This is a genomic window from Flavobacterium rakeshii (assembly GCF_009741375.1).
In the GTDB taxonomy this organism is placed as follows: Bacteria; Bacteroidota; Bacteroidia; order Flavobacteriales; family Flavobacteriaceae; genus Flavobacterium; species Flavobacterium rakeshii.
Window position 1 is genome coordinate 237,106 of record NZ_WOWP01000013.1, and the last position, 13,232, is coordinate 250,337.

At 37.4% G+C, this 13,232-nt stretch carries 12 protein-coding genes; 2 read left to right on the forward strand and 10 right to left on the reverse strand.

What is annotated here, in order from left to right; genetic code table 11:
* Positions 1–66: 66 nt before the first annotated feature.
* From GN157_RS04900 to guaA, 10 genes are all read right to left on the reverse strand, one after another.
* Complete coding sequence (locus tag GN157_RS04900) at positions 67–759, reverse strand: hypothetical protein (protein ID WP_157481990.1); 693 nt, start codon at positions 757–759, stop codon at positions 67–69.
* Between the two features lie 80 nt (positions 760–839).
* Positions 840–2,027, reverse strand: coding sequence for a tRNA 2-thiouridine(34) synthase MnmA (mnmA, locus tag GN157_RS04905; RefSeq protein ID WP_157481991.1), 1,188 nt, complete (start codon positions 2,025–2,027; stop codon positions 840–842).
* 51 nt (positions 2,028–2,078) lie between these two features.
* Complete coding sequence (locus GN157_RS04910; protein ID WP_157481992.1) at positions 2,079–2,777, reverse strand: toxin-antitoxin system YwqK family antitoxin; 699 nt, start codon at positions 2,775–2,777, stop codon at positions 2,079–2,081.
* 104 nt (positions 2,778–2,881) lie between these two features.
* The gene (gene yidC / locus GN157_RS04915) at positions 2,882–4,786 is read right to left on the reverse strand and encodes a membrane protein insertase YidC (RefSeq protein WP_157481993.1); all 1,905 of its coding nucleotides are present in this window, start codon (positions 4,784–4,786) and stop codon (positions 2,882–2,884) included.
* A gap of 58 nt (positions 4,787–4,844) precedes the next feature.
* Entirely contained in the window at positions 4,845–6,458 is a 1,614-nt protein-coding gene (locus tag GN157_RS04920) for a CTP synthase (protein ID WP_157481994.1), read from the reverse strand.
* 180 nt (positions 6,459–6,638) lie between these two features.
* Positions 6,639–6,869 (reverse strand): DUF3820 family protein, encoded by a 231-nt coding sequence (locus GN157_RS04925; protein WP_157481995.1) that lies wholly within the window; start codon positions 6,867–6,869, stop codon positions 6,639–6,641.
* A 215-nt stretch (positions 6,870–7,084) separates the two neighbouring features.
* Positions 7,085–7,483, reverse strand: a complete 399-nt coding sequence (locus GN157_RS04930; RefSeq protein ID WP_157481996.1) for an OsmC family protein — start codon at positions 7,481–7,483, stop codon at positions 7,085–7,087.
* A gap of 2 nt (positions 7,484–7,485) precedes the next feature.
* On the reverse strand, positions 7,486–9,417 hold the full coding sequence (locus tag GN157_RS04935) for an amino acid ABC transporter substrate-binding protein (RefSeq protein ID WP_157481997.1): 1,932 nt from the start codon (positions 9,415–9,417) through the stop codon (positions 7,486–7,488).
* 120 nt (positions 9,418–9,537) lie between these two features.
* The gene (locus GN157_RS04940) at positions 9,538–9,975 is read right to left on the reverse strand and encodes a hypothetical protein (protein ID WP_157481998.1); all 438 of its coding nucleotides are present in this window, start codon (positions 9,973–9,975) and stop codon (positions 9,538–9,540) included.
* A gap of 159 nt (positions 9,976–10,134) precedes the next feature.
* Positions 10,135–11,664: a glutamine-hydrolyzing GMP synthase gene (gene guaA, locus GN157_RS04945; RefSeq protein ID WP_157481999.1), complete on the reverse strand. Its 1,530-nt coding sequence runs from the start codon at positions 11,662–11,664 to the stop codon at positions 10,135–10,137.
* Positions 11,665–11,962: 298 nt separating this feature from the next.
* Between guaA and GN157_RS04950 the strand changes: the two genes are divergently transcribed.
* Both GN157_RS04950 and GN157_RS04955 read left to right on the forward strand, forming a co-directional pair.
* On the forward strand, positions 11,963–12,508 hold the full coding sequence (locus tag GN157_RS04950) for a glycine-rich domain-containing protein (RefSeq protein ID WP_157482000.1): 546 nt from the start codon (positions 11,963–11,965) through the stop codon (positions 12,506–12,508).
* A 48-nt stretch (positions 12,509–12,556) separates the two neighbouring features.
* The gene (locus tag GN157_RS04955; protein ID WP_157482001.1) at positions 12,557–13,231 is read left to right on the forward strand and encodes a DUF4919 domain-containing protein; all 675 of its coding nucleotides are present in this window, start codon (positions 12,557–12,559) and stop codon (positions 13,229–13,231) included.
* Position 13,232: the final 1 nt, after the last annotated feature.

The window sequence follows — 13,232 nt, forward strand, 5'->3', positions numbered from 1 at the left end:
AAATTCAGGTTCGTGTTCAATTATTTCTTTGATGATAGCCTTCGAGCCAAATTTACTAAATCATAGTTACATCCTATATGGACCATTATATAAGTCTGCCTCTTTAATTTTATTATCCTCAGTAAATTGTCTAAAAATATTTTTTTGATCATAACTAAAAGACATAGCACGGGTATGAAAAATAATCACATAGTTTTTAATACGACATGCAAAAGGGTTAGTGTTGAAATAAATATTATTACCATTATCTCTAATAATATCTAAAGCCTGCTTTGCTTGTTCATTATCTTTAAACTCCCATTGTTCAATTATACCATCAGAGATAAAATTGCCTTTTTCTTTGTTATAATAAAAATAATCAACAATACTTTTAGCTTTTTGCATAAAGGCATACCCCTCATCGTTTATACCATCATTAATTCTGGCATCATCTAACACTATCTTATAAAATGGATAATTATTAATATAATGAATTGAGTCGGTATTAAGATATTTATACTGATGTAGCTTTTTTAGTCTTACAGTGTCAGATATCAATCCCTGCTGTTCCATCTTGCTAACAAAAGTTACGACCTCATTAAGAACTAAATCTCCTGAATGATTTTGATTAACCAATGTATCTTTTTGATTATCCTGAACGACATTTGGCAAAGAATCAGTCACTGATTCAGGAACCGTAGTGACAGTAGGCATCTGCTCCGATTTTTTACAGGAAGCAAAAAATGACAATATGATTAAAGATAACAGTATTCTTTTCATATTAACAAATATACTTTACTACAACAAAAAACCCAACACTTATAAGCATTGGGTTTATATAAAAAATACGATAATCTTTATTATGAAATAACGCCCGAACCAATAAGTTCGTCATCAATATACCAGGCTGCAAACTGCCCTTCGGTAATTGCCGACTGTGGTTCTTCAAAAGCAATGTACATTCCGTTATCAAACATATGCAGGGTTGCTTTTTGTAACGGCTGGCGGTAACGTATTCTAACCATTACTTCCATAGTTTCACCGTCCTTAAGTGTTAGGTCTTCACGCACCCAGTGCACCTCGTTACCCTGTATGAATAACGCTTTTCTGAACAGTCCCGGATGGGTGTGCCCCTGCCCGGTGTAAATAGCATTGCTCGCTACATCAGTAGCTATGATAAACAAAGGCTCTTTTGTACCACCCACATTAAGCCCTTTACGCTGCCCTATGGTGTAGTAATGCGCTCCCTGATGCTTTCCTACTACTTTACCCATTTCCGGCTTGTAGTTTATGTTTTTAGCCTCAAAAGCCAGTTGCTCTTTTACACTGTCAAATACCGGTTTATCCAGGTTATAAGTATCCTGAGCAGCATCAATTTCATAAATAAGCCCTTCTTTAGGTTGTAGTTGCTGCTGAAGAAACTCCGGCAGGCGAACCTTACCTATAAAGCAAAGCCCCTGAGAGTCTTTTTTCTCTGCAGTGACCAAATCCATCTTAGCTGCGATTTCGCGCACCTGAGGCTTGGTTAATTCACCTATAGGGAATAATGCTTTACCCAATTGTTCCTGCGAAAGCTGACATAAAAAGTACGACTGATCCTTATTACCGTCTACACCTGCTAAAAGCTGATACACTTCGTTACCGTCTTTCTCAATGGTGCCTTTACGGCAATAGTGTCCTGTTGCCACATAGTCTGCTCCCAGGCTAAGGGCAATTTTCATGAACACGTCAAACTTAATCTCACGGTTACATAACACGTCAGGGTTTGGAGTTCTTCCCTGCTCATATTCATTGAACATATAGTCTACTATACGTTCTTTATATTGTTCGCTAAGGTCTACCGTTTGAAAAGGTATACCTAGCTTTTCGGCTACAAGCAAAGCATCATTGCTATCTTCCAGCCACGGACATTCGTTAGAGATGGTAACCGAATCATCATGCCAGTTTTTCATAAACAGCCCTATTACCTCATACCCCTGTTCCTGCAACAGGTATGCCGCAACACTCGAATCCACTCCGCCCGAAAGCCCAACTACTACTCGTTTCATTTTTAATTCCTTTCCTGAAAAAATTTCTGCAAAAGTACTACAAAATATTCATTAGTCCCTTGTTACCCCTTTAGGCATTATCATGAACTCCTTTTTTAACAGTTTCTTATTTTCATAATACTCCCAGTAACCATACTTGTACCCTTTTATAAATTCGCCTTTAGACGATACATTTCCAAACTTATCATAAAATACTGCCTGCCCGTTAAGCTTCCCGTTCTTGTAGTGGGAGTCTTCAAGTACAGTACCTTTTTCATTATATTTTTTATAGATACCGTTAAGTACCCCATCTTTATATTCTTTTTCTTCGGCAAGCTCACCTTTAGCAAAAAACACTTTAACCATACCGTTTAACTTTCCTTTAGAGTAATGTTCCAGTAGCATCACAGTTTTTCCGTCAGGATGATATGTTTTCCATTCGCCTTCACGCTGCCTGTTTACTTCTTTACCTTCGCTTACTTTATTTCCCTTTTGATCAACAAACGTAGTAAAGCTAACACCATTACCTTCAGAGAAATCTCTTGTTGCTATAACCGAACCTTTTTGGGTATCGTCAAAAAACTTAAACACTCCGGTTTCCTTGCCATGATTAAAAGTACCTTCATAGCGCGGTCTTCCGGTAGCATCATAAGTGCCTTTCCAAACACCGTGGCGTTTACCGTTACTGTCAAACTTATTGATATCATCCTTGTTTTGAGCGGTAAGCCCCAAGGTTATAAAAAGAGTAATAAGTACTGTAAAGTATCTCATAATAGTATTTACGTTTTATATCTAAACTTAAATTGTACTGTTTTTAGTATTGCAAACTGTGAGCCAATTTATTAAAAAAAGCACTCCGAAGAGTGCTTTACAGTTTATCTTTTATTTTGTTGCTGCTTTTTTTGCTGCTCCTGTGCCTGTTCCATCATTTCCTGCATTTTCTTTTGGAAACGTCCCTGCTTTTTAGGCTTGGTTTTGTTTTCCTGAATTTTTGCATGGATTTTCTCGTCGTTCACAATGTAGTTCTTAATTACAAACATAATACCTATGGTAATAGTGTTTGAAATGAAGTAATACAAACTCAGTCCTGAAGCATAGTTGTTAAAGAATATAAGCATCATTACAGGAGAGATGTAAATCATTACCTTCATCATTTTGCTCATATCAGGCATACCTTCCTGTGGTGGTGCCGACATACTTTGATCTCCGGTAGTCATTTTCATATAGAAGAAAATAGCAATAGAAGCAAGTATTGGGAATAAACTCACATGGTCACCGTATAAAGGAATACGGAATGGTAAATGATAAACAGAGTCATAAGACGAAAGGTCATCTGCCCAAAGGAAACTTTTTTGTCTTAAATCAAAATAAGACGGGAAGAACTGGAATAAGGCATAAAATACCGGTATTTGCATTAATGCCGGTAAACAGCCTGCCATTGGGTTCACACCCGCTTTATTATAAAGCTTCATGGTTTCCTGTTGCTTTTTCATTGGGTCTTTCTTGTACTTCTCGTTTATCTCCTGTATTTCAGGACGAATAACTTTCATCTTAGCCTGAGACAGGTAAGACTTGTATGTTACCGGAGACATTACCAACCTTACAAGGATAGTGAATATAATAATACCAATACCGTATGGAAGGAATGAAGAAAGGAAAGCAAATACCTTGATAAATATATAACGGTTAATCCAACCGAATATACCCCATCCTAAAGGAATTACCTCGTCAAGGTTTCTGTCATAACTGTTTAATATCTTATAATCTGCAGGACCGTAGTACCAGTCCATGTTATAACTAAGCTCGCCACCATCAAACTCAAGAGGCATTTTTGCAGTAAACTGCTTGGTATAAAGTGTATCTACCTCTTCATCTTTAACTAGGTTTTCAGATGCAAGATCGGCAGTTTTAAATGCTTTATCTGTTAAAAGGATAGAAGTAAACAGGTGTTGTTTAAAAGCTACATAAGTAACATCATCTGCTTTTTCGCTATCATTGCTACCTACACTAAGATCGTCATCCTTACCGTCTTCATACTCATAAATAACCTGAGTATATCTATTCTCGTAAGAGATACTTTTTTCGTTTCTATAAGTTTTAAGCTTCCACTCTAAATCAATAGGGTTAGAAGTATCAAGTACCTGAGATAAACCTTGTGTACGGATAGAGAAATCTACCATGTACTGTCCCGGTGTCATTTCATAACGGTATTCAAGGAAAGCATTTGCACCTGCCTTTAAACGCATGGTTAACACTTGGTTCTCACCATTTTTAGTAAGCTGTGGCTCAAAGTACATATCCCTGGTGTTAAGGATACGGTTATCTTTGGTTTTAAATTGCAGGTTAAAATCGGCGTTGTTATCCTTGATGATTTTCACCATCTCTCCCGAATCCTTTTGGAATTGCTCAAATCCAAGCGGAGTAGCTACACTAATGTAACCACCTTTGTTAGCAACCTCAAGTAAAAGCTTGTCATTTTTAAGCTCGGTTACAGCTTCTTTTGCAGAAGGTAATGATGCGCTGTAAGCAAATGCTCCAAGAGCATCCCTAAGGCCTGCCTGTTTTACAGAATCGGTTACTGTTGAATCCTGCTCAGTAATTACAGCTGTTTTTTCATCTGCAAGTTTAGCCTGTTTTTCCTGCTCTACTTTTTCTTTTTCGGCTTTCTCTTTATCAAGTTCTTCCTGTGTAGGTACCTGGTTGTATAGCATCCAGCCTAAAAGCACAGCAATTAGGGCAAAACCTATGGCCGATTTGTAATCTAATTTTTTTTCTTCCATCTAATTAATTTGTTACACCAGAAAGTGTATCCTTTTACAAGGAATATAATTATCTAAATTATTCGCTTTTTTTCTTAACCGCAGCTTTTACAAAACTTACAAAAAGCGGGTGCGGGTTAGCTACCGTACTCTTATACTCAGGGTGGTATTGTACCCCAATGAAGAACGGATGGTCTTTAAGCTCAATCACCTCTACAAGTTTGGTATCCGGGTTAACCCCCGATGTTACCATTCCTGCTTCCTGCATTTCGTTTAGGTATTTACCGTTAAACTCATAACGGTGACGGTGACGCTCTAATATATCTGCTTTATTATATACGCTGTATGCAAGAGTACCTTCGGTTAAGTGACATTTCCATGCACCAAGACGCATAGTACCACCCATATCGGTAATATTTTTTTGCTCTTCCATAATGTTAATTACAGGGTAAGGTGTACTCTCATTCATCTCGGTAGAGTTAGCATCTTTCCATCCCAGTACATTACGTGCAAATTCTATAACTGCCATTTGCATACCTAAACAAATACCAAAGAAAGGTATTTTGTTCTCTCTTGCAAAACGAACAGTTTCTATTTTACCCTCAATACCTCTTCCTCCAAATCCGGGAGCAACAAGAATACCGTCTAAACCAGACAGTTTTTTAGCAGCCGATTGCTCATCAAGATATTCAGAGTGGATACTAATAACATTTACTTTAGTCTCATTAACAGCACCGGCATGTATAAACGCCTCAAGGATTGATTTGTATGAATCCTGAAGTTCTACATACTTACCTACAAGACCAATGTTAACGGTATGCTTAGGATTTTTAAGTTTGAAAAGGAACTCATTCCATTGTTTTAAGTCCGGATTGTTTTTCTCGGCAAGGTCAAGCTTTTTAAGGGCTACCCTGTCTAATCCTTCCTCTAACATAAGGTTTGGAACATCATATATTGTAGAAGCATCTATAGACTGTATAACAGCTTCTTTTTTCACATTGCAGAAAAGTGCCAGCTTTTGTCTTAAGTCAGACGAAAGCTCATGCTCTGTACGGCAAACAAGTATATCGGCCTTAATACCGCTCTCCATTAATGTTTTAACAGAGTGCTGTGTAGGCTTGGTTTTAAGCTCTCCGGCAGCAGCAAGGTATGGTACAAGCGTTAAGTGAATAACAATACCGTTGTTTTCACCCAGCTCCCAAACCAACTGTCTAACAGATTCAATGTACGGTAGTGATTCAATATCACCTACAGTACCACCTATCTCGGTAATAACAATATCATAATCACCCGTTTTACCAAGTTGCTGCATACGCTCCTTGATTTCGTTAGTGATATGAGGTACAACCTGTACAGTTTTACCTAAAAACTCCCCTCTTCTCTCTTTCTCTATAACCGAAAGATATACTCTACCGGTAGTAACATTGTTAGCCTGAGAAGTAGGAACATTTAAAAATCGTTCATAGTGCCCAAGGTCAAGATCGGTTTCAGCTCCGTCATCTGTTACATAACATTCACCGTGCTCGTATGGATTAAGCGTTCCCGGATCTACGTTAATGTATGGGTCAAATTTCTGGATAGCTGTCCTGTAGCCTCTTGCCTGCAATAATTTTGCTAAAGAAGCCGCTATGATTCCTTTACCTAAAGAAGAACTTACACCTCCTGTAACAAAAATATACTTCGTTTGATTCATTGTACTGTTGTTGTGCTGTTGTTGTTGTAAAAAACGTGGCAAAAATAAGCAATTTTATCCGATAAAATGTAATCTGTAAATGAGGTTATTTGAAAATTTGAAAATACCAATACACAAAGCCTGAAAAACAGCTTTATTTTTCAGTAATTCAGGGTGTTTCTTTAACAAATTTTCAATTTTTCAGGGCTTTGGATATTGATTCCTGATGTTTCTTATCATCCCCTCAAGTCCGTTAAGTTTTAACTCATAAACCAGTTGCAGCTGCTTACCTAACTGCCCGGCAGGAAACCCTTTATTATGATACCAAACCACATAATGTTCAGGCAAATCAATAAGGTAACGCCCTTCATATTTACCAAAAGGCATTTTTGCATGTGCTAATTTTATTAGCAACTCCCTTTGTTCATCCATAAATAATACTGTAAACAGCAAAGGTAGTAACCAAAAGCCACCCTTAAAACAAAAAAGCACTCTTTATACAGAGTGCTTTTTATAACCAAGTGTCACGCGAATGAAACACTTTGCATAAACCAAAGGAATCTAAAAAAACTTCCAGTATCAAATGTACCATGGGTACAAAACAAAAAAAATACCCAATGAAGGGTATTTTTATATTTAAAACCGAATCACCAGTTAAACGTTATATCTCTTTCAATATCAGAATGCAGGCTGTAATGAACCGGGCAATGCATTGCTGCCCTTTCCAGTATTACCCTTGCCTTCTCATCGGCATCGCTTTTTAGATTAAAAACAACTTTAATCTTTGAGATTCTTCGTGGGTCGGCAGCCATGGTTTTTGTCACTTCCGCAACAGATCCCTGCATACTAACCCCCATATCTCTGGCCTTTATACCCATAATAGTAAACATACAGGTTGCCAAAGCATTTGCAACGGTATCGGTAGGTGAAAAAGCCTCTCCTTTACCATTATTATCAAGCGGAGCATCGGATATAATTTCACTACCCGATTGTAAATGAACAGATGATGTTCTTAAATCTCCTAAATAAGTTACTTTAGATGTCATAATTACTCTGCGTGTTTAATACTTAAATCCTCATCATAATACAGAATATATACTCCGTTATTATAATTACCTCCGTTAAGAGATCTGTAGGCAAATTTATTCTCTACCTGTTCTGACGATTTTGTTACTACTGTTTCTCCAAAACTTTCCGGCTGGAACAAACGTAAAATAACATCAAAAGTTACATCAAAACCTCTGGTAGCAAACTGATTTGGAGAAACTCCGTTTTTCTCCTTAAACTTCTTAACAAACAAATGTTTCTCCTGAGTATCGGTATCATTAGTTATAGAAGCATACTGCATTTTTAACTGAGTTAATAAATGCAACGGAACCTCCTCATTATCCAACACATCAGTCCTTTCAAAAACAGCCAGTTGTATTTTATAATCCTCTTTTATCTTCATAAGCACCCTAACCGTATTAGATACTTTACCGGCACTTTCGGTATCAAGCAATATATAGTTAATCCCTACCGGATCAAGTAACGGCTTAAGCAACTCTTCGGTTACCATCTGGTCGGTAATTTTCGCTCCGGCATAGTTGTTTTTAATAAACTGTTTTGAACTCAGTTTTTTCTCATCAACAACCGCTATAAGATTAGCGTTTTTGCTTTTAATAAAATTAAGCATTGCTACTCTTACCACATCCGGACTTGGAACCGATTGATATAGGTTTTCAACCGGCTTACCCACCTCTTTAGAGAGCGGCGATATTACCGGGACATTTGTTAGTGTTTGTGCAGCCCTTTCTACGTTACTTTGAAAAAACGGACCAATTACCGCATTCACCCCTGCAAGACTTGATTTAAGCCTGTCTACAGCTGATGAAGTTTTAGACTCCTGTGAATCCAGTATTTTAACCTTAATAGGCAGCCCTAATGTTTTTGCCGAATCGATAGCTATTAAAGCTCCGGCATAAAAATCAAGAGTCATATTAAGGAATCTGTCTGTTCTTACACGCTCTGTTTCCTCCTCACTGCTTTGATCTTTTATCAGATTAAAAGGTAGTAATAGCGCTAGTTGCTTTTCTCCCTGCACATCAAGCGAATCAACAAGACTTACAACTCCGGGTGCTTTTTTTCCGGTAATAAAACCTCCTGTTTTAGGTGCAGGAAACTTTAAAACCATACCTTCCCTAAGTCCGCCTTCTTTCAGCTCAGGGTTTAGCTCCTCTATTTTTTCTTTTGTTAAACCAGTTGTTTTGGTAAGATTATACATTGTTTCCTTTGCAGGAACAGTATACATGGTAAATTGAGGCTCATCTTGTTTTAACTGTGCTCCGGGACCTATCTCTTTAGCCAATACCGATGTTTTATCCAGCTTAAGCTTATACCCTAACGGAAGCACATCTTTAACCTCCGGATTAAGCTCTTCCAAAAGTTGCTGGGTCATACCATACTGTTTAGCTATAGAGTATTTTGTCTCTCCCGCCTCAACGGTATGATACATATAACTTGGCGCATCTTTTTTCTCAAATACTTTCTCTGCTCTTTCGGCCTGTGCCTCAACACCACTTCCTTTTACCGGAATAATTACTTTTTGTCCTATTTTTAACCCATCAGCCAGTTCGGGGTTTGCAGCAATAAGTTCCTGCTCGGTAACATTATACTGTTTTGTAAGCCCATACATAGTTTCTTTAGCCTTTACCTCATGTATAGGGTTAGAAATTCTGGTAGCTTTCTCTGTAACAGGTACAGCAGTAGTTTCTAATTTCACTTTACCTGCAGTAGGTATAAGTAATACCGCACCTTCGCTAATACCATTTTGAGAATCAGGGTTTAGCCTGAAAATATCATATGGGGTAACTTTATATTTTTTTGCAATCTCGGTCACCGTTTCTCCCTTAGCTACCTGATGCTTTTTATACTTGCCCTGCGCAAAAGCCGAACCGGATAACAACACGAGTGAAAAAAATAAAATTACAAAATGCTTCATATTCAAGTTTTGGTTTATACTAATTGTTTAAGTTGGTGCAAATTTAATTTATGTAACGAGTGCTGTACAGTATTTTTATTATAAATTTCAGTTAAAATAACCGCACAATCACTGCTTCTTTTATTCTTCGGTATCGGTAGTAAGATGTTTCTTTTTTCTTTTTGGCGTAGGCACCTGTATTGGTCCTCCACGTTCTTTTTCAAGCTTTTCTTTAAAAGCATCAAGATCCTTTTTCTGTGATTTATGTAACGGGATTTTCAATACACCTCCACCTGTTTTAGCATCATATCCGCTAATAGCCCATTCATTGTATTTGTAAATCTCTTTAGGGTCTATCATATACTTTCTTGATATCATAATCATTCTTTCCCCCGGTAAAATTTTATGATCAATAAAAAATGCATCAGGGTCTTCCTCCTCATACATATCATCTTCATCTGTCATCTCTACGGTATCATCATCATTGTCGTAATTTTGGTCGTCACCATAGTTATTCTGTGCCATAGCAGCAGTAAAAGAAAAGGTAGTGAACAACACCAATAATAAAAGTTTTTTCATGGCTTGTAGTTTTTTAGTCAAATTTAGTCGCTCTAAAATTAAACGTTTTTTTGGTCAAATTATTAAATCCATTTAACAATTTACCAAAACCCTGCCACAAATAAAAAAATAAGCCTTTGCGGTTGCAAAGGCTTATTTAAAATATAAATTAAAGAAATATTATTCCCATTCAATAGTGGCTGGTGGCTTAGAGCTAATATCATAAACAACTCTGTTTACACCTTTCACTTTATTTATAATTTCGTTAGAAACCTTCATAAGGAAATCATATGGTAGGTGAACCCAGTCGGCAGTCATACCATCTGTAGATTCTACTGCTCTAAGGGCAACAACTTTTTCATAAGTTCTTTCATCCCCCATTACACCTACACTGTTTACAGGCAATAATATTGCACCTGCCTGCCATACCTGATTGTAAAGTCCGTGATCTTTAAGCCCCTGGATAAAGATATGGTCTACTTCCTGAAGTATACGTACTTTCTCCGGAGTGATATCTCCAAGAATCCTGATTGAAAGACCTGGTCCCGGGAACGGGTGTCTTCCTAAAAGCTCTGGGTCGATACCTAAAGTAGCACCTACTCTTCTTACCTCATCTTTAAACAGCATTCTTAGCGGCTCTACAACCTGAAGTTTCATAAAATCAGGTAACCCACCCACATTGTGGTGAGATTTGATTGTTGCAGAAGGTCCTTTTACAGAAACCGACTCAATAACATCAGGATAAATAGTACCCTGTGCAAGCCATTTCACATCGGTAAGTAAGTGTGCCTCGTCATCAAATACTTCGATAAACACACGACCAATGGTTTTACGCTTAGTTTCAGGATCTTCAATACCTGCAAGCTCACCAAGGAATCTTTCAGAAGCATCAACACCTTTAACGTTAAGCCCCATATCCTTGTACTGGTGAAGTACGCTTTCAAATTCATCTTTACGCAGTAATCCGTTGTTAACGAATATACAGTAAAGATTTTGGCCAATAGCCTTATTTAAAAGTACCGCTGCCACAGTAGAGTCTACCCCTCCTGAAAGCCCCAGTACTACTTTATCATTTTGGATTTTTGTTTTAAGCTCCTCAACAATATCCTCAACAAAAGTATCCGGAGTAAAGTTTTGAGGTACTTCTGCGATTTTCACAAGGAAGTTCTCAAGCATTTGCTTACCGTCTGTAGAGTGATATACCTCTGGGTGATACTGGATAGCATAAGTAGTTTCGCCTTCTATTTTATAGGCAGCATTTTCCACATCTTTAGTACTTGCAATTCTCACACCGTTTGTTGGTAACTGCTTAATAGTATCACTATGGCTCATCCATACCTGGCTACCTGCACTAACACCTTCAAGGAATGGTTCGTCTTCCTTAATATAAGAAAGGTTTGCACGACCGTATTCACGGATGTTACTTGGCGCTACCTCTCCTCCATGGAAATGAGCAAGATACTGCGCACCATAACAAACTGCTAATAAAGGTAGTTTGCCACGAATTTCAGAAAGGTCTGGATGCGGTGCATCTTCTGCCCTTACTGAGAATGGACTACCAGAAAGTATTACGGCTTTGTAAGACGATAAATCACCCGGTGGGTTGTTGTAAGGGAAAATTTCGCAAAAGATATTTAACTCGCGAACTCTCCTCGCAATAAGCTGTGTGTATTGCGATCCGAAATCTAGAATAAGTACATTGTGTTGCATGCGCAAAAGTAATTCAATATTTTGAAACTGAAAAATGAGTTTTTATGTTTTTTAATTTGATTGTTTTTTAGCAGGTTTATCAATAAATATGCACTATTAACAACTAAAACAAGTACTAGTTATCATCAAATAAAAAGTAATTCTACATTATTATTTTATCTAAAACATAACTAATTTAAAAATCAACCATACAAAAACAACTGAAAAACGGCAGATTACATTTTAATAACAAAAGAAAAAAAATCAAATTCTGTATTTTGATATCCTTTTTATATTTTTAGCAAAATTTATTTTTTAAATGACCGCACCCCAAAAAGAGCTATGGGATAAAATCTCAAATTTCAGGCTGGATGATCCTGATGCCTCCTTTACGTTTTCGGCACGACTTGCCAGAGAAAACGGCTGGACAAAAGAATACACCAACAGCGTTATTGAAGAATACCGAAAGTTTATCTTTCTATGCTGCGTATCAAAATCATCAGCAACCCCTTCTGATCCTGTAAACCAGGTATGGCACCTGCATTTAACTTACACAAAATCATACTGGATAAATTTTTGCAAAAGCACCCTGCAAAGGGAAATACATCACAATCCTACCAAAGACACATACCTTCTTGGTATAGTAGTAGCTATTAGCATTCAGGCTTCAGGTGGCATCGGCGTTGGTATAGTAATACTTATAGGTTTCATTATTGCAATATACAGTGCTATTAAAATGATGGTAACGACAAAGGCAATTCTAACAGCGGTAACACTGGGGGTAGTAACAACGACAGCTTTGACAGCGGTTGTAGCTTGCGCGGAGACAGCGGTTGCGGATATTAATTTTCTAGTTTTATGTTAAAAATTTGATAATTTTAATTAACTTTAATCAATTCAAAACCAACCCCATATGAAACTAATCTATTCTTTGCTAATATTATTAGCGGTACAATTTTCCTTTGCTCAGGATTTTCAGCTTGAAAAACCTGATTTTGATCTCATTGAAAAAAATGTAAAGGATAAAAACTCTCCCCTGCACTTTGATAAGCTGTATGCCAAATACATTGTGGCCGACAGCACTATGACCATTCAGGAAAGGAGACACCTGTATTTTGGGTATTCTTTTCAGGACGAATATGCTCCTTATGAGCGATCTGATGCACAACAGGAATTAAACGAAATTTTGCAAAAAGGGGAAGTTTCCCCTGAAGATTGTGAAAATATACTTGTACTTTCGGCAAAGATATTAAAGATTTATCCTTTTAGTGTCCGCATGAAAGAATACAGAATATATGCCTACAAGGAGCTCCAAAGGTTTGACGAAGCCGAAAAAGAGACCATACAGGCAAACATGATTCTGGATGCGATACTAAGCACAGGAGAAGGTACATCTATAGAATCAAGTTTTTACGTAATTAATGTTATGAACGAGTATGAGCTTTTAAACATACTGGGGTTTGAATTTGGCGGCAAACAGGAGCTTGTTGAAGGACTCTATGACTATTTAACGCTAAAAGAAAACTCCTATAACATTGACGGACTATACTTTGAAGTTTCCAGGTGCCTTAACTCGTTGAAATTCTAGC